We start from the raw sequence: 17,829 nt of genomic DNA on the forward strand, positions 1-17,829 counted from the left end.
AGGCTCGGATGGACTGGCTGACCCCGCATCCGAGCTTCTTTGACTGCTACCCTCAGGACGCGGGATTGGTTCGGCCGACAAACCGGTTGCGACCGGTTTCAGCAAGCCGGTTCGCACTGCGTGCCTTAAGGAGATCCTGACGCGACAATATCCCGAGCACCCTGCGGGTTTCGCGGTCGATGATGGGGATCCGGCCGATTCCGGTTTCGATGATCAGATCGGCCACGACTCCGCTGGGCGTGTCGGGATAGGCTACGGGTTGCGCTGAATCGGAGATGGCATCGGAGAGCAGGGTTTTCGCGAGGCTCTGGTCGATTTGCCAGCGCAGTGCATCGGTTCGAGATACGAGACCGATCAGTCGCCCTTCGCCATCCACGACCGGATAGCTGCGATGTTCGGCTTGGGTCGTGAAGAAAGCGAGCGTCTGTTCGATTGTCAGCCCCCCAGAGAGCGTTTGCGGATGAGGGGTCATGAGCTGCACCGCTTGCAGGAGATCGAGCGGATCGACGGTGTATTCCTGAAGGATGTGGCGTCCGCGCCGCGCAATCTTCTCGGTGAGGATCGACCGGCGCATCAGCAAGACGCTGATTGCATAGGCGGCGCCGGCGGCCGTGACTGTGTAAGGAACCGCTTCGAAATGGCCGGTGAGTTCGACAGCGAACAGCGCGCCGGTCATCGGTGCGCGCATCGCGCCGCTCATGATGCCGGCCATGCCGATCATCGCCCAGAAGCTCGCGTCGCCAGGGAGGAACTGGCCGATCAGGAAACCGGCCGCCCCGCCGAGGATGAGCAGGGGCGCAAGGACGCCGCCCGACGTTCCCGAGCCCAGCGCGACGAGCCAGACCACCGCCTTCACGGCGAGGAGCGCGACGACAACCTTGAGCGCCAGCGAACCCGCCAACAGGGCTTCGATGCTCGCATAGCCGGCGCCCAGGACATGCGCGTCGATCAAGCCGCCAAGACCAACGACGATCGCGCCGATCGCCGGCCACCACATCCAATGGACGGGCAACTTGTGGAATAAGTCTTCGATCCTGTAGAGCGACGTCGACAGCAACATTGCCTCAAAACCGACCAGAAGGCCGACGCCGGCCGCGGCGAGCAGGCCCCAACTTGAAGCGGGCGCGGTTGCGATCATCGGAAACATCGGACCCGAACCAAGGAAAAGGGGCCGCCACGCCAAAGAAACGATCGCCGCGACGACGACGGGTACAAAGCTGCGCGGTTTCCATTCGAATAGGAGCACCTCGACCGCCAGAAGAATGGCGGCGAGCGGGGTGCCGAAGATCGCGGTCATACCTGCGGCCGCGCCTGCAACGAGCAAAGTCTTTCGTTCCGCAGCGCTCAGATGGAAGCATTGGGCGAAGAGCGACCCTATGGCGCCGCCGGTCATGATGATTGGTCCTTCAGCGCCAAAGGGTCCGCCGCTGCCGATGGAAATGGCCGAAGACAGCGGCTTGAGCAGCGCAACCTTGAGGGAGAGCCGGCTCTCACCGAACAAGATCGTCTCAATCGCTTCGGGTATGCCATGCCCTCTGATTTTGTCGGATCCAAAGCGCGCCATCAGTCCGACAAGCAGACTTCCGATCACGGGGATGACCACCACCAGAAAGCCGACATTGCTGTCCGTGATGACCGAATGGTCCGCCGAGAACCGTCCGAACCAGAACAGGTTGGTTGCGATCGCGATCAGCTTCACGAGCACCCACGCGCCTACCGCGCCGCCGGTTCCCACAACCAGAGCCATGAGCGCCAGCAGCGGCATCCGGAGATCGACGGAATGGTCTGCTAATTGATGGGTCTCAACGACTCGCGTCGGGGTTAGGGACATAGACGGGCATAACCTCTTGCTGTTGGAGGGGGCGCATTATATCGCAATGCGATATGGTTCAATGCGGAGAATGGTTGTGCGCGCAAAGGACGCTTTGCTGGCTGATGAAGATTATCGCGCTTTGGCGGATTTTCGCCATGAAATCAGGCGCTTTCAGGCGTTTAGCGAGGCGAATGCAGGCATGCTCGGGCTCACCCCGCAACAGCATCAAGCCTTGCTCGCCATTCGCGCCGCCGATGCCGACCATGCGACCGTCGGCTATATCGCCGAGCGGCTGATCCTGAAGGCGCATAGCGCGACAGGCTTGGTCGATCGCCTCGATGCATTGGGTCTGATCGTCCGCGAGGTGTCACCGGACGATCGTCGTCGTTCGCTTCTGCGGTTGACCGCAAAGGCCTATGATATTCTCGCGTCGCTTTCGACGGTGCATCGCGAGGAAATCCGGCGGCTGCGCCCGCTGCTGCTCGAGATATTCGACAAACTCGATTGAACCGGCAGATAGGGTGACGCGATCAGGCGGGGAGTGCGCTGCGCTCTGGCGCTGATCCGGGCCGAGGTGGCGTTGCATAATGTGCGTCTATGAAAGGGCGACGCGGTCGAAAGTCTCTTCAGGCATCACGCTCGAAATGCAGCCCTTGGTCGACAAGAAACGCCGCGAGGACGACCGCCTGGTTCGCATCCCTATCGTGCGCGCCATAAAGCAGGGTCGTGTCGCGGGCTTTGGCGATGCCGCGAAGCTGGTCGATCGCCTTGACATTGGTCTTCAGCTCGGCGCGGTAGCGCGTCGCAAATTCGTCGAACCGCGCTGGGTCGTGGCCGAACCATTCCCGCAGCTCCGCTGACGGTGCAATCTCCTTGAGCCAGAGATCGAGGGCCGCCTGTGCCTTGGACACACCTCTGGGCCAAAGCCGGTCGACCAGAACGCGGAAGCCGTCACTCGGCAACGCGGGCTCATAGATGCGCTTGATACGCAGCGTGCTCATCACCTGTCTCCAGGCGGTCTGTGTCCAATCCACGCTGGCGGATCGCTGGCGGGAAAGGACTCGATAGATGCTTCGTCAATGGCGTCGATGACGGTCCCGCTTGCGAGCAGAAGTCGGACCTGGCGGCAGATCTCGATGACGCGATCCGAATAAGCGCCTCCTGTCCGATTGTCTTCGTCTGGCATTAGGCGATTGTGGAAGCGTTCATGAACGACCTCTTCTGCCAGAACTTCGAGCGGACGATCCTCAGCGCGGTGACGCTGCGCGATGTAACGGACGGCGGCGGCAAGCTCGTCGGGATCGATCGGATCATCACAGTCATGGGTCATTGGACAGCTCCGGTTCTGCTAGGAGAAAGGCGATATCGGCCCCGACGCGCATGTCGTGCTCCGTCCCGAACGCATGTTTGCGCAGCCGGCCGCGGCGGTCGATCAGGATCAGTGTCGGCGTCCCCTGCATAGCATAAGCAGCCATGGTCTGTGGGATCGGTCCCGACGATGCTGGTAGATCGACGGCGATAGGGAAGCTCAGCTGGAATTCTTGAATAAAGACGGCGAGCGCCTGCGGTGTCATCACGTCGTGATGCTCGAACACGGTATGTATGCCGATGACGGCGAGCTGGTCGGGATCGAATGCGCGTGCGATGCGCTGGGCTTGGGGGATGCTGATCGTAACGCAGCCCGGACACAGCATTTGAAAGGCGTGAAGGGCGACGACCTTGCCGCGCAGACCCTCAAGGGTAAGCGGGCTGGCGACATTGAACCATTGCGCCACATGCCAGTCCGGGGCGATCGAGGCGGCCGTGTTGTCCATCGAGATCTCCTTTCGTGGACTGCGGCTATCGCTAGGTAAGGCTGAACAGCGTCACCATTCCCCCGATCGCGATGCCAAAAACCATCACCATCACGCCGGCGATGCGCAGGATGTAGGTGATCGGTTCCTCATCGCTGTTCGCCGCGACGATCGTGGAGGCCGGTGGCGGTGGCCGGCCAATAAGACGCCGGACAAACGACTGCCGAAACGCCATCGAAAAGCCGGTGACGGCGAGGATGGCGGCGAAGATATCGACCAGGAAAACATATCCGGACATCATTGCTATTCCTTCCCTTTTTCGTGCAGCTGGCGGCCATCAGCACTGCAGGCTGAAAGGCCGGCCTCCAGGCCGGCGAGCAGATCCTGTTCGGCCTCCAGACCAACCGAAAGTCGCAACAGGCTATCGCTAATGCCGGCCGTCGCTCGCGCCTCTTCCCCCATGTCCGCGTGGGTCATCGTCGCTGGATGAGCGACGAGGCTTTCGACGCCGCCGAGCGATTCCGCGAGCGTGAAGAACCTGACAGCGCTGATGAAGTGGCGAACAGCGGGAACGCCGCCGTGCAGTTCGAAGCTCAGCATCGCACCGAAACCGCGCTGCTGCCGCGAGGCAATGGCATGACCTGGATGCGAGGCCAGGCCCGGATAGTGAACCCTTGTTACGGCAGGATGGTTCTCAAGGAAGTTCGCAATCGACATGGCGTTGATCTGCTGCTGCTCCATGCGTGGGAAGAGCGTGCGCAGACCACGCAATGTCAGCCAGGCATCGAACGGAGCGCCCGCGCTCCCGATAACATTCGCCCAATATCGCAATTGCTCAACCTGCGCGGGGTCGGCCGCCACGACCGCTCCGCCGATCACGTCCGAATGACCATTGAGATATTTGGTCGTGGAATGGATCACATAGTCCGCACCGAGTTCGATCGGGCGCTGGAAAGCGGGTGACAGAAAGGTATTGTCGACGGCGATCGCTGCCCCGGCTGTCCGTGCCTTGTTCGAGAGTGCGGCGATATCGACGACGCGCATCAAAGGATTGCTTGGAGACTCGATCAGGACGAGCGCGGGCACTTCCTCGAGTGCGGCCTCGAACGCGCCGATGTTGGATTGGTCGACGAACCGTACGCTGCAATGACCCAAATCCGCGCGGGCCTTGAGAAGCCGCATGGTACCGCCATAGCAATCATGCGGCGCGAGGATCAGATCGTCCGGCCGATGCCGGCCCACCAGGAGATCGAGCGCGGACATGCCGCTCGACGTGATGACGGCGCCGGCACCGCCTTCGAGCTTGGCGAGAGCATCGCCAAGCAATTCCCGATTCGGGTTTCCGGCGCGACCATAATCATACATGCGCGGTTCGTCATATCCGGCGAACTCGTATGTGCTCGAGAGGTATAGCGGCGGCGCCACGGCGCCGAATGCGGTGTCGCTGGCCACGCCATAGGCCGCGGTGATGGTCTGCGGGCGCGGAAGGCCGTCTATGGGTTTAGTCATTGAAGAATCGCCCTTCGGCTACTTCGCGGACGATGCCGGCGCGAATGGTGAAATCTCCAAAGTGCTCGCCGGGCTGCCGCTCGCGAGCATAGCGGGCGAGGACTTCGGCCAGCACCTCCAGGATTGTCGCTTCTCCGACATTCTCCCGAAAGATGCGGTTCAGGCGTTCGCCATGGAAACCCCCGCCAAGATAGAGATTATACTTGCCGGGCGCCCGCCCTGTCAGCCCGATCTCGGCGATATAGGGCCGCGAGCAGCCATTCGGGCAGCCACTCATGCGGATGGTGATCGGCTCGTCCGAAAGGCCGTTCTCGGCGAGGATCGCCTCGATCTTGTCGAGCAGCGATGGCAGATAGCGCTCGCTTTCCGCCATAGCGAGGCCGCAGGTCGGCAAGGCAACACAGGCGATCGCGGTCCGCCGCAGGATCGAAAAGTGATCGATGTCCGGAAAATGCTCGGCTAGGATGGCATCGATCGCCGCCCGATCCTCCGTCCGGACGCCGGCGACGATGAGATTCTGGTTGGCTGTCAGCCGGAACGTCCCGCGATGGACGCGGGCGATATCTCTGAGCGCATCGAGCAGCTGGAGATTGAGACGTCCGTTCTCAATGATGAGTGTGCGATGGTGACGACCGTCAGGGGTTATGTTCCAGCCATAGCTGTCGCCGTTCGACGTGAACTCGAAGGGTCGCGGGCTTTCGAACGGGACGCCCATGCGCTGCTCGATCTCGGCCTTGACCCAGTCGAGACCCTTGTCGTCGATCGTATATTTGAAGCGCGCGCGCTGGCGATCCTTGCGGTTGCCATAGTCGCGCTGAACAGCCATGACCGCATCGGCGCAGCCGATGACGCTATCGACGGGAACGAATCCGATGACGGTAGCGAGCCGCGGATAGGTTTCGGGCGCTTGATCGGTGCGGCCCATGCCGCCGCCGATCGCCACGTTAAACCCGGCCAGCCCTTCTCGGTCCGCGATCGCGATGAACCCAAGATCCTGAGCATAAACGTCGATATCGTTGGAGGGCGGCAACGCGAAGCCGATTTTGAACTTCCGGGGCAGGTAAGTGCGACCGTAGAACGGCTCTTCAGGGTCTGATGTGGCGACCCGTTCGTTACCGTACCAGATCTCGTGATAGGCCCGGGTCTTGGGAATGACATGGTCGCTGACGCGCTTTGCCAGGGTAGCGACCTCGGCATGGAAGCGCGAGCTTTGCGGATCGACCGTACACATCACGCCGCGGCTGTCGTCACCGCACGCCGCGATGGTGTCGAGTAGTGTGTCGTGCAATCCTTGGATGATGGGCCGCAGGCTGTCTTTCAGAACCCAATGGAACTGAAAGGTCTGCCGGGTGGTGATGCGCAGCGTTTTGCCGCCATGAGCGCGAGCGAGTTCGTCAAGCTTCAGCCATTGCGCCGGCGTGCAGACGCCGCCGGGCAGTCGGACCCGGATCATGAACTGAAAGGCAGGCTCGAGTTTCTGGCGCCGGCGTTCGTCGCGCAGATCGCGATCGTCCTGCTGATAGATGCCGTGAAACTTCATTAGCTTCACGTCATCGGCTGAGGGAACCGCACCGGTGATCTGGTCGAGCAGGCCATCGGCGATGGTGCCGCGCAGATAGTCGCTGCGGTCCTTCATGCTCTCGTCCGGACCGAGCCGTTCGAGTGGTTGCGACAGGTCGCGCGTGCGGTCGATGACGGTCGCGTCGGTCATTTCAGGCCCTTCAATAGACATCGCGTTGATAGCGGTGGTCGGCCTGGAGAGAGCGGACATAGTCCTCCGCTGACTCGCGGCCGGTACGCGCTTCATGTGCCACGATATCGATCAGGGCTTCATGGACGTCCGGTGCAAGATTGGCGGCATCCCCGCAGACGTAGACATGCGCGCCCTCTTCCAGCCAGGCGAAGACGTCGCGGCTCTGCGCCTTCATCCGATGCTGGACATAGACTTTGTCAGCGCGGTCGCGCGAGAAAGCGACGTCCATGCGGCTGAGCCTTCCGTCCTTGAGCCAGTCCTGCCACTCGCTCTGATAAAGAAAATCGGTGCGAAAGTTCCGCTCGCCGAAGAACAACCAACTCTTGCCGGAAATGGCCTTGGCCTCACGGTCCTGCAGGAAGGCCCGATAGGGCGCGACCCCGGTCCCGGCACCGATCATCAGGATCGGCGCATCTGTTGTCGGCAGCCGAAAATGCTGGTTGCTCTGGATATAGACAGGAAGGACGGTGTCGACATCCGCGCGGTCTGCAAGGAGACCGGAGGCGACCCCGCTGCGCGCCGCACCGTGGAGGGTGTACCGCAGCGGCGCGACCGTCAGATGCGCTTCGTCGGGCGCGGCACTAAGGCTCGACGCCAGCGAATAAAGCCGGGGCTGCAGCGGTCGAAGTGCTGAGACGAAGCCTTGCGGCATGATGTCCCGCACGGGAAAGCGGCGGACGATGTCGATGAGGTGATGCGTGCGCAGGAACACCGAGCGCTCGCCGACGCGGTCTTCCTCGTGCAATTGCTTGAGCAGGGTTACATCGCTGACGAGCGTCCAATAGTCGAGGAAGCGCGGCGTTGCTGCCGTGATCTCGAAGCGATGGGTCAACGCTTCGCCGAGCGTGCAGTGGTTGCCTTTGATCTCGAGATCGGCCTCGGGTGCGAGCCCGAGAGCCTCCAGTAGTTCAGCGACGACAGCGGGATCGTTCGGGGTCGCGATACCGAGCGCGTCGCCGGGCTCATAGGTAAGCCCCGAGCCCGCCAGCGAGAATTCGATGTGTCGGGTTTCTTTGGTGGAACCCCGGCCGACGATCGCGATGTTCTCGATGATCGCAGCCGGAAAAGGGGTGCGCTTGTCATAGGTGGCCACTGGCGCGCCGGTGACTGGACCCACCAGGGGTACACTCGGTGCGCGATTGGTGGCGACTTCCGCTACGAGCATGCCCACGGTCGCCGCGATCCAGGTCTTGGCGGGTTCTTCATAGTCCACATCGCAATCGACACGGGCTGCAAGACGTTCGGCACCGAGTTCCTCGAAGCGCTGATCGAGGCGCTTGCCGGCCTGGCAGTAATATTCATAGGTTGAATCGCCGAGAGCCAGGACGGCGAACCGAACGCCCTCGAGTTTAGGTGCCTTACGGCCCTCGGCAAACTCAAAGAAGCCGGTTGCAGGTTGTGGTGGGTCACCTTCGCCATAGGTACTGACGATGATCAGCAGATCCTGCTCCTGTCCGAGCTGACGCACTTTATAGTCCGCCATGTCGTGGAGGGTGCAGGTCAACCCCTTGTCTGTGACGGCTGCCGCGAGCGTTTGGGCGAGCTCCGCGGCATTGCCGGTTTCGGTGCCATAGAGAATGGTGAGCGCACGCGCTGCGGCAAACGACGCCGGCTGCGGTTGCGGCATCCGCAAACCGGCGTCAAGCCCGGCGAAATAGCCGCTGAGCCAGCGCACCTGCATCAGATCGAGTGACCGGGTTAGTCCTTCGACCTGTCGCCATTGTTCCAGGGTCAGGGGGTTCCCCGAAAGCTCAGATGCAGACATGCGTTCCTTCCTCGGCGTCCAGCTTCCTTTCCTGGCGTCGGTGATCGGTCGGATCATCCCAGATGCCGTTGCTTGAAGCGGCTTTCGCTCAGGAAAAACATTGTGGGCGGCATCGATATATAAGGCAAATGAGTATTATTGGTATTTTAGCGCAAATATATTGTTGATATTTGTCCGGAAGACCGAAAGCTCGCATGATGACCGCGCGAAGCTCTTGCCACGTGTGTGGGCCTCACATGGCAGTATAACAACAAATAGTTTGCGGTTAAGCGGCAATAGCATTCGCTTGTCCGCAGATAAATTTAGGTCACTATAACGGCGAGATGCTTTTGCATCGTACGCGAAGCCCAACGGGCTTCGTCGAGCAGGGCATCAGGATGGCGCATGATCGAAGGAGCCGATGATGGTCTGGACCAACATTCTCGTGCCTGTTCTCGGGACCGCCAGCGATGCACAGCCGCTGTCAGTCGCAAAAGCGCTTGCCGCACCGTTTGATGCGACGATCTCGGTGGTGTTCGCTTCACCGTCGGCGAGCGGTCTGTTCAATTGGGCGTATGAAGGCGGGTTCGGTGTGACCGATGTTGCGGTGGCCGCGATCCAGGAGGAGACCGAGCGCGGGCGCGCCCGTTGCGGCGAACTTCTGACGGCGCTGGATTATCCCAAGACCTCGTTCGAGACGGTGACGGCGGACGACTGGCTCGGGCTGCGGAGTGCGACCCGCTTAGCCGATGTCGTTGTCTGGGAACGCTCGGCCGCGGGTGGGCACGGCTTTTTTGCGAGCGCATTCCAGCAGATTTTGCTCGATGAACGTCGGCCAGCATTCATCGCCGACAGACCACCCGACGTCGGGGGAACGATAGCGGTCGCATGGGACGGTGGACGCGAAGCCTCTCGGGCTCTCCGGCGGTCGGTCCCGCTGCTCAAAAAGGCCGATCGCGTCGTTCTCCTGACGGTCCCCCATGCGATGGCGCGGCCATGCGATGGTGCGCGCGCGGTCCAGTATCTTGACGATCAGGGCGTTCGCGCTTCCACAGATGTGGTCCACACGCATGGCGACGCCAGCCCGGCGATTCTCGATGCTGTCAGAAAAATGGACGCGAATATCCTGGTCGCAGGGGCGTTTGGTCACCCGCGCCTCCAGCGCTTCATCTTCGGCGGCACGACGCAATATCTACTGGAAAGCCTGGTCCGTCCCGCATTGTTCCTGTCGCACTGAAGGAGAGTATCGTCTGGACTGTCAAACCTTTGCAAGCGACCGGAAGCCGCACATATTTTTTGGCTGTGATACACTCATTGGGCCGATACGGTCCTGAGTTGGGTCCTCAGTCCAAAAGGTCGGGGAGCGACTTGAATTAATATCGTAATGCGATATATATAAGGTGCCGTTCTGCTCGGAAGGAGGAGAAAATGGCGAGCCGGAGTCCGCGTTTTGATATGGGAGCGGGGCGATGCTTATGTTGAGCATCCTCCTTGGGTCTCTTGGTCTGGTTATAGGTAGTATCGCAGCAGCCGTTGCGATCTGTTGGACCGGTTGGACGCTGTTCCGCCTGGTGCGGCATCCCCAATGGGGGGCGCTCACCGTCGTGATCGTGCTGCTTTTGCTGTTCCCGAAAAGTTTCCAGAACAGCGAGTTGGTGCGAACCGCCATCGTCTTCGCCGGCGTTGCCGCTATCGCTCTGCTTTTCGTGGGTCGCGACGCGCCAACGCCGGGACCGGTCGGGCGTGATCGATCGGCAGATCGGCAGAAAAGTCCAGACTCGGCCAGAGAGGAGAAGATCATGTCGTCTAGTCCGCTTCGTCGGAAATACCCTGTGCTCATCGCGTGCATGGGCGAAGCCAAGCGCCCCAGTGCCCGCGAGGTCAAATCGGTCGCCAAGCGGATTATGCGCGAAGCGTTTCCCGAGCACGAGATCCGTCGGCAGAGCGGCACGCAGCTTTACCGCGATATGCTCCGTGCCGCTCGCGCCACCTTGGGCATGGGGCCGCGTTCGGCGCTGAAACAGGAGCAGGACGGATGATCAATAGTTCAACTCTCTGCGTCCTGCTGGTCGCCTGCGCTTTGGTATTAGGACGCATTTTGCTCCAGGATCGAGCGGCTGAAGATGAGCGCGAACACCATGAATTGTGACGTAAAGCCTCGTCGTTCGACGCGTTAGGGTCCCCAGGGCGACCGCCTGCATTGACTTCGCGTGGGGAAGACGACATCATCTAACGATGCACCTACGGATTGCTCTTTTGCGCTTCCGCCACCATGCGGGCCAACTTCTCGCGGGCAAATAGCCCCGGGTTCCGGTGCGGCACGCCCCGAGCTCGGGGCACACTCTCGATCCTATAATGCGTGCGGCCAGGCGGCTGCGCGTTCCTCGATTCCGAGAAGGCCAGCACCATGAAGACGACAAGCGCGGCCCGCAGGCCGTCCATCCATTTGATCGATAGTGAAGCGGACGCACTCACCAATCTTGCCTATAGCGTCGAAGAGCGCCTCCCCCAGGTCAGCGAGCTGCTCATCGGCGAGATCTCGCGCGCGACTATTCACAAGGCGGACCGTTTGCCCCGCGACGTAGTCGCGATGCTCTCGACGGTTGAGTTTAGCGATGCCGCGAGCGGGACGACGCGGACCGTACAACTCGTCTATCCGCGCGAGGCCGATATCTCGGCGGGACGCATATCCATTCTCACGCCGATAGGCGCGGGGCTCATCGGCCTGCGCGAAGGCCAGTCGATTGTGTGGCCCGATCGCGAAGGCAATGAGCGCAAGCTGACCATCGTCAAGGTCACCCAGCATGGCCTGGCGCCAGTACCGACAGCTTGAGAGACGCAGCCATGATATCCTCGATGCTCGAGCAGGCGTTGACACGTCTGGATGATGCCGCACGCCATTTGCAACTTGACCAGGACGTGCTCGAGAAGCTCAAATATCCGCGCGAAACGACCAAAACGCGCTTGATGATCCGCATGGATGACGGCTCGCGCAAATCCTTCATGGCCTGGCGTTGCCGCTATGACGACACGCGCGGACCGACCAAGGGCGGGATTCGTTTCCATCCCGATGCAACGATCGATGAAGTCGAGACATTGGCGTTTTGGATGACGTTCAAATGTGCCGTCATGAATCTCCCGTTCGGCGGCGGCAAGGGCGCGGTCCAGGTCGATCCTCACCGCCTCTCGAAAGCCGAAATGGAGCGATTGTCGCGCGCCTATATCCAGGCCTTTGCCGGCATTGTCGGTCCGGATCGCGATATTCCGGCGCCCGACGTCTATACCAATTCGATGATCATGGGATGGATGGCCGACGAATATGCCACGATAGTCGGCAGGGTAACCCCGGCGGTTATCACCGGCAAGCCGATCGCGCTCGGTGGGTCGCTTGGCCGCGACGATGCGACGGCGCGTGGGGGCTTTTATCTGCTGCGCCACCTGGAGACCGAGCTCGGGGTGGGACCAGGCTCGCGCGTCGCCATTCAGGGTTTTGGCAATGCGGGCAGCCACATGGCGCGCCTGCTGAACGCGGCCGGCTACAAGATCATCGCCGTTTCCGACTCGCGAGCGGCGGTCGGCGCGTCGGACGGACTCGATATCAACGCGCTGTTGGAAGCGAAACGGACCGGCGGTCTGCAGGGCCTCGCCGGCAGCAACGGCATCACCGCGCTCGATCCCCATGCGATCGGCGGCATCGACTGCGACATCCTGGTCCCTGCGGCGTTGGAGAACCTCATCCACCGCGACAATGCCGATGATGTTCGCGCGAAAGTGGTTCTCGAGCTTGCCAACGGCCCCTTGACCCCAGAGGCGGATGACATCCTGTCGGCCAAGAACGTCATTGTCCTGCCGGATATTCTGGCAAATGCAGGCGGGGTGACCGTTTCCTATTTCGAATGGGTCCAAAATCGCCAAGGCTATTACTGGACCGTCTCCGAAATCCATGACCGCTTGAAGGCAAGCATGGAAGCCGAAGGACGCGCCATTTGGGAGCTCGCGGCGTCTCTTAGCATCGGCATGCGCAGCGCGGCCTATGTCCATGCCTTGCAGCGGCTTGCCGAGGCAATTGAAGCGCATGGGACACAGCAGTTCTTTACGTCGTGATGCGCCGCCTCCCGGCGGTCGCTTTCAACGCGTCCGTTCAAGATGGCCGCTACCGTCCGCATTCGCCACACATGAACTGAGGCTCTGAGTATCGGACGGAGTTTCGGCGCAATTGACGTTGTTCGATTTTGCGCGGCAGCGTTTAGCGGTGCATGCGTGGCCGCCAAGCGACTCTCTGCTGACCGAAGCAGACAATATAACCGGAGTGGGCTAGGCACGGGGAATGATAAGTTTGTTTTCTTGGAGAAGTGCGCCACGCTTGGCATTTGACGTCGGCACAGCGAATCTGCGCGTCATTTCATCCGAGGGCGGTATTCTGTTCGACGAGCCGTCGATCTGCTGCTTTGACGCGGATGATTATAACGCTGCATTGGTCGCAGCGGGCGCCAACGCGTTGCCGATGGCAGACCGTACGCCGCCAAAGCTGCGGATCGGCAGGCCCCTCCGTCGTGGCGTTCTGCAAGATCTCGCCGCGGCGCGGGCTCTGCTACGCTATGCTGGTGAATGTGTGGGTGTTCGCGGGCGTATATCGGCCCAATCAACGCTCATTGGTGTCCCGGCCGATGCTACTCAGGCCGAACGGCGCGCACTTATCACCGCTGCGCGTGACGCGAACCTCGGGGCTGTTCAGCTGGTCAGCGAACCGGTCGTTGCGGCGATCGGTGCAGGGCTTCCCATCATGGAGGCGACGGGCTGCATGCTGGTGGAGTGCGGGGCGGGAACGACCGAGGTCGTGGTCATCTCCCTGGGCGGTGTGTGCGTCAGCCGAACGGTGCGGGTCGGCGGAAACAGCCTTGACCAGTCTCTGGCAGATTTCCTGCATTTCCGCCATAAATTCTTGATCGGAGAGCAATCGGCCGAGAGACTCAAACTCAAACTCGAACTCGCGGACGAACCCGTGACCGGATCTGGTGCGAACTGCGACATTCAAGTGCGCGGCCGCAGTATTGAGGCGGGATTGCCAACCGTCTTGACCTTGCCGCGGCAAGCTTTCGACGATGTCCTGGTGAAGCATTTTACCGTGATCGTCGAAGCAGTGGTTGACACATTGAACGAGACGCCTCCTGAGCTGAGTCACGACATTTTGGAGCGCGGTATCATTCTGACCGGCGGAAGTGCGCCATTTCCATTGCTTTCGACGATGTTGGCCAAGGCAACAGGGCTTGATGTCATGATCGCCGACGATTCCCGCTACTGTGTCGCGCGGGGGCTCCAGGCATTATTGGTGGGCTGATTTGCTGATGCGGTGCGACTGATCGAGTGGCTTTAATCCCGATGGCACCAGGACGCGGACGCTTAGCCGCCGCTCGATCCTTCGGAAAAGGTCAAGCACCCCCTCGTCATACCCGAAAAGGGATTCAGAACCCAATGTCTCGGCTATGCATGCGGACTGATCCAGATCAGTCCCGCCATGAGCGCAAGAGTTACAACGGCCGTCGTCCACCAGCGCCGCTTGGCCGGCCGAGTGAGCGCGAACGTCACTGCGTAGAGCATGGCGACTGCCAAGATGACCACCCATCCTAGGATTTCATCAAGGGTGAAGGGCCACCAAAGAAACGGCGTCCTGGTTTCGGGCATGGCTCATCTGCCCTCCAGCGATGCCTCGCCGCAGGCCAATTGATGGAGCCGAGTGACCATCGTCACCATGATGCGGCGAACCGAAATCGGAGCCCCTATCCGCGGATCGCACCACAGATCGGCATAGAGGTTCGCATAGGCGCGGAAGAACGCGGATCGGTCGCGCATGCCTGACAGATTCTCGGCTTCGACCAATGCATCGACGGCTCGCGCCGCAGCGGCCATAGGCAATCCCGAACCCGGTAGGTCCGCCATGACAGTGCGACGTTGGGCTTCAACCGTAAAGCGCGAAAGACCGGACTCAAAGACCTGGATCAGATCTTCCCGCAGGTCTGTTCCGCCGAGCCGACCTGCCCGGCGGAAGGCAAGTGCAAGTAACTGGTCATCGGCCTGTGGCGATAACTCAAGTCTTTCGATCCGACTCAAGCCATCATCTTCAACGCGCTTTGCGATCAGGATGCCGGAGGGCAGGCGCAGCACCTCATATGCCCGCCGCGCGGCCCGCTCTATCAAGCTGACTAAAAGGCCGGCCTGACATACGCTATTATTCGACAATTTCTTCTCCATTGGATGGACCCAAGCCAGCGCTTCACGCCGCCGACGGCGGCTCAGGGTCCTCCTCACCCGGGATAGGCGGAGCTGGCTTGCGCTGGGACGCGAAGGGCACAACGACCCTCGCGTCCGCAGTCTGCGTCGTACCGGTACGCGCCTCGTCTTTCGCGGACGCCACGTCTTTTCGATTCTTCTTCATGTCATGCTCCAAGGCGGCGATCGCCGCCGCCTTCCTCGACCTATGGGAAGGGTGATGACCCCGAGCCCTTCGATGGACTCGGGGAGGCTAGCCTCGGAGCTGGCGGCCTGCGTGGTGCGTCAAGCGCCCAATGGACACGACATCAGACATATCACCACTCAAGATGGACCAAATGGGCTCGATGTCAATCCATCGCCTTGATCTTGACTAACCCCGCTGGAATACCGATCTTCTTGTTATGAGCAGCTTTTCTTCCCGACGCTCTCGTGAGCTTCACGCCGGCAGCATCGTCGCGGGCTCCTGAGCCCCGGCCGGTGCCCGCCTTCGCGGGCACGACCGGGGCCACTCCTGTCCCTTGTGAGGTGGCCTCGCCTTCTTGGACAGGTTGGCGGCTAAATTAAGCTCATCCCGGTTGTCGTTCATGCCGCCATTTGAGTGATCAAATCCTGGGGGGCATGCCCCCCAGGATTTGAAGCGCCGATTTGCCCATATGCCTCGGCAGGGGTTTTCCCTGCAAGGCGTGAATGAGGACGATGGCTGTCATAATAGGCGAACCATCGGCCAAGGCCGGCACGCAGTTCAGATCCGGTCTCGAAGGCGTGCAGATAGACGCATTCATACTTCACAGACCGCCAGAGCCGCTCGATGAAGACATTGTCCATCCAGCGCCCCCGGCCGTCCATACTGATCTTGATCTCGGCTGCGCGCAGCACACCGGTGAAGGCATTGCTGGTGAACTGGCTGCCCTGATCGGTATTAAAGATCTCGGGTTTGCCGAAACGGGCCAGCGCATCCTCCAGGGCCTCGACGCAAAAGCCCGCGTCCATGGTGTTCGATAGCCGCCAGGCCAGCACCTTGCGGCTCGCCCAGTCCATGATGGCGACCAGATAGAGGAAACCCCGGCGCATGGGCAGATAGGTCACGTCCGCGCACCAGACCTGGTTGGGGCGCGTGATTTCCAGATTGCGCAGCAGATAGGGATAAATCCGATGCTCGGGATGCGGATCGCTTGTGCGAGGACGCTGGTAAATTGCCGTCAGCCCCATCACCGCCATCAGCCGCCGGACCCGGCGGCGGCCGATCGCATGACCCAGACGCCGCAAATGCCGCGCCATCTGACGGCTGCCGTACCACGGACATTCCATGAACGTCTCGTCGATCACCGTCATCAGCGCCAGCGTCTCGTCGGTTTCCGGCACCGGCGTGTAGTAGTAGGACGACCGGCTGATCGACAGCAGCCGGCACTGCATCGCGATCGACAGGTGCTGGTGTGCCGGCTCGATCTTCGATCGCCTCCAGGCCACGCTCATCGACCGGAGGCTTTCGCCAAAAAATCGCGTTCCACCAGCAATTGCCCGATCTTGGCGTGCAACTTCTCGATTTCCGCCTCACTAGCAGCCTTCGAGCTCTGATCGCCATTATCGAATAGGCTGGCCATCCCATCCATCGCGTGGCGCTTCCATGCCCCGATCATCGTGTGGTGGATGCCATGCTTCGCTGCCAGTTCCGCCAGCGTCAGATCGCCACGGATCGCTTCCATCGCCACCTTCGCCTTGAACTCGGCTCTGTAGCGCTTTCTCGTCGTCTTCATTCCCGTCCATTCCTTCAGGTCGGGATGAGCTTAGCACCCTGTCCGAATTTCCGGCACCACCTCAATCCTGGTGCTGCAAAGGCGCTCGGACGCTCGATAGAGGCGACCGACGATGCGGTCATGGGTTTCCACGACGACATCGGCCAGCGATGCCCGCCATTCCAGCGCACACACCGCGAGGATCGCTAGCCGCCTTTCTTCGGGCAGGTCGCGCATACCATCTGCATAATAGCGCTCGCCCTGCCGGCGCAACCGGGCCACTCTGTGCGGCGGCACACCGGACACGAGGTCTGCGGGAAGATCGACGTCCTGGAGATATTCCAGTCGATCCATCAGCCGGTTGGCAGCGGCGGAGTTCGCGCCCACCTCAAATTGCCGCAGCCAGACAAACCGGGTAATACGGCCGTCCACCGTATCCTCCAGCAGGCAAGCCAATTGCTCGCCGAGGGCGGGCGAGATCCGTCCAGCGATACGCTCCTCAATGCGGCGCTCGGCATCGACCAATGCGTCGGCGCACAGCCGCTCGAACGTTGAGGGCGCCGGAAGAATCGTGCGGGTGCGGCGGCATTCCACGACAAAGCGGCGGGCGAGATCCTCGTTCGATGTTGCCGTCTCGGCCTCTCGCGCGATCCATTCACGCAGATCCCGCGCGCCGCGACCTGAAAAGGCCCGGTAGCCATAGATTCTGCGCAGGTCTGCCAGATGCTCGTGCCGCGTTTCCTCGCGCGTGGCATAGGGCAGCAGATCATCGCCACTCAGCCCGAGTTGGGCTGCGATAAAATCTGTCACTGGCGCCGGGATCACTTCGCCCGGTGCCAGCACCCGACCGGGAAAGCGTAGCACGCACAGTTGCAGTGCGAAGCCGAAACGGTTGTGGTCGCGACGACGCTGCCGGATATGCCCGAGATCCTCATCGCTGAGGGTGTAATGACGCAGCAACTCGCCCTGATCGACCGGCAAACGGAGTAGCGCGTCGCGCTGGCGATCGGTCAGGGTCACGCGACGGGGCATGCATGTTCCTTTTCTTTCCGACTCAATGTTTGAGATAGCTTGATTGCGATGCTGGTTTGAACCGCCCCGGGATTGCCGGAGGCCCTAACTCCTGAGAGGAAGGGTCTACGATGAGCAAGACGACGAACAAGTTTGCACCGGAGGTTCGTGAGCGGGCCGTCCGCATGGTGCTGGACCACGAA

16 protein-coding genes and 1 pseudogene are annotated in these 17,829 nt (G+C 61.2%); 6 read left to right on the top strand and 11 right to left on the bottom strand.

Translation table 11 applies throughout. The annotated features are described in order from the left end of the window. Positions 1–52 precede the first annotated feature (52 nt). Entirely contained in the window at positions 53–1,831 is a 1,779-nt protein-coding gene (locus HHL26_RS20100) for a chloride channel protein (protein WP_169576660.1), read from the bottom strand. A 70-nt stretch (positions 1,832–1,901) separates the two neighbouring features. Here HHL26_RS20100 and HHL26_RS20105 point away from each other — a divergent pair, with 70 nt between their 5' ends. After that, positions 1,902–2,321 carry a helix-turn-helix domain-containing protein gene (locus HHL26_RS20105; RefSeq protein ID WP_169576661.1) on the top strand — a complete coding sequence of 140 codons (420 nt, stop codon included), beginning with the start codon at positions 1,902–1,904 and terminating at the stop codon, positions 2,319–2,321. A gap of 118 nt (positions 2,322–2,439) precedes the next feature. On the opposite strand, the gene HHL26_RS20110 is transcribed toward HHL26_RS20105, so the two are convergent. Genes HHL26_RS20110 through HHL26_RS20140 form a run of 7 tightly spaced genes read right to left on the bottom strand, consistent with a single transcriptional unit; the run spans position 2,440 to position 8,690 of the window. Continuing rightward, a complete protein-coding gene (locus tag HHL26_RS20110; RefSeq protein ID WP_169576662.1) occupies positions 2,440–2,814 on the bottom strand; it encodes a DUF488 domain-containing protein in 375 nt (124 codons plus the stop codon). Then, positions 2,814–3,143: a hypothetical protein gene (locus HHL26_RS20115; protein WP_169576663.1), complete on the bottom strand. Its 330-nt coding sequence runs from the start codon at positions 3,141–3,143 to the stop codon at positions 2,814–2,816. The genes HHL26_RS20110 and HHL26_RS20115 overlap by 1 nt, the downstream gene beginning before the upstream one ends. Next, the gene (locus tag HHL26_RS20120) at positions 3,133–3,627 is read right to left on the bottom strand and encodes a redoxin domain-containing protein (protein WP_169576664.1); all 495 of its coding nucleotides are present in this window, start codon (positions 3,625–3,627) and stop codon (positions 3,133–3,135) included. Before HHL26_RS20120 ends, HHL26_RS20115 begins: the two co-directional genes overlap by 11 nt. A gap of 31 nt (positions 3,628–3,658) precedes the next feature. Beyond that, entirely contained in the window at positions 3,659–3,904 is a 246-nt protein-coding gene (locus HHL26_RS20125; RefSeq protein ID WP_169576680.1) for a hypothetical protein, read from the bottom strand. A 5-nt stretch (positions 3,905–3,909) separates the two neighbouring features. After that, complete coding sequence (metB, locus tag HHL26_RS20130; RefSeq protein ID WP_169576665.1) at positions 3,910–5,115, bottom strand: cystathionine gamma-synthase; 1,206 nt, start codon at positions 5,113–5,115, stop codon at positions 3,910–3,912. Beyond that, positions 5,108–6,826, bottom strand: a complete 1,719-nt coding sequence (locus HHL26_RS20135) for an NADPH-dependent assimilatory sulfite reductase hemoprotein subunit (protein ID WP_169576666.1) — start codon at positions 6,824–6,826, stop codon at positions 5,108–5,110. Before HHL26_RS20135 ends, metB begins: the two co-directional genes overlap by 8 nt. A 10-nt stretch (positions 6,827–6,836) precedes the next feature. Continuing rightward, positions 6,837–8,690, bottom strand: a complete 1,854-nt coding sequence (locus HHL26_RS20140) for an assimilatory sulfite reductase (NADPH) flavoprotein subunit (RefSeq protein ID WP_240962536.1) — start codon at positions 8,688–8,690, stop codon at positions 6,837–6,839. 343 nt (positions 8,691–9,033) lie between these two features. On the opposite strand from HHL26_RS20140, the gene HHL26_RS20145 reads away from it, so the two are divergent. The 5 genes from HHL26_RS20145 to HHL26_RS20165 all read left to right on the top strand — a co-directional run bounded on the left by HHL26_RS20145 (position 9,034) and on the right by HHL26_RS20165 (position 13,950). Continuing rightward, entirely contained in the window at positions 9,034–9,849 is an 816-nt protein-coding gene (locus HHL26_RS20145) for a universal stress protein (RefSeq protein ID WP_240962537.1), read from the top strand. A 238-nt stretch (positions 9,850–10,087) separates the two neighbouring features. Then, entirely contained in the window at positions 10,088–10,651 is a 564-nt protein-coding gene (locus HHL26_RS20150; protein ID WP_169576667.1) for a hypothetical protein, read from the top strand. 368 nt (positions 10,652–11,019) lie between these two features. Continuing rightward, positions 11,020–11,445: a nucleoside diphosphate kinase regulator gene (rnk, locus tag HHL26_RS20155; RefSeq protein ID WP_169576668.1), complete on the top strand. Its 426-nt coding sequence runs from the start codon at positions 11,020–11,022 to the stop codon at positions 11,443–11,445. 23 nt (positions 11,446–11,468) lie between these two features. Next, positions 11,469–12,716, top strand: coding sequence for a Glu/Leu/Phe/Val dehydrogenase (locus HHL26_RS20160; RefSeq protein WP_240962538.1), 1,248 nt, complete (start codon positions 11,469–11,471; stop codon positions 12,714–12,716). Between the two features lie 259 nt (positions 12,717–12,975). Continuing rightward, a complete protein-coding gene (locus HHL26_RS20165; RefSeq protein ID WP_240962539.1) occupies positions 12,976–13,950 on the top strand; it encodes a rod shape-determining protein in 975 nt (324 codons plus the stop codon). Between the two features lie 347 nt (positions 13,951–14,297). On the opposite strand, the gene HHL26_RS20175 is transcribed toward HHL26_RS20165, so the two are convergent. The 3 genes and pseudogenes from HHL26_RS20175 to HHL26_RS20185 all read right to left on the bottom strand — a co-directional run. Continuing rightward, positions 14,298–14,861, bottom strand: coding sequence for a hypothetical protein (locus tag HHL26_RS20175; RefSeq protein WP_169576672.1), 564 nt, complete (start codon positions 14,859–14,861; stop codon positions 14,298–14,300). A 603-nt stretch (positions 14,862–15,464) separates the two neighbouring features. Further along, a protein-coding gene (locus tag HHL26_RS20180; RefSeq protein WP_100239906.1) for an IS3 family transposase occupies positions 15,465–16,636 on the bottom strand; the annotation gives its coding sequence in 2 pieces (ribosomal slippage) (positions 15,465–16,372 and positions 16,372–16,636; 1,173 coding nt in all). Positions 16,637–16,720: 84 nt separating this feature from the next. Next, a pseudogene (locus tag HHL26_RS20185) lies at positions 16,721–17,647 on the bottom strand (DUF4158 domain-containing protein); the annotation flags it as partial. Positions 17,648–17,829 lie beyond the last annotated feature (182 nt).

This window comes from Sphingobium sp. TB-6 (assembly GCF_012927365.1).
Lineage (GTDB): Bacteria > Pseudomonadota > Alphaproteobacteria > Sphingomonadales > Sphingomonadaceae > Sphingobium.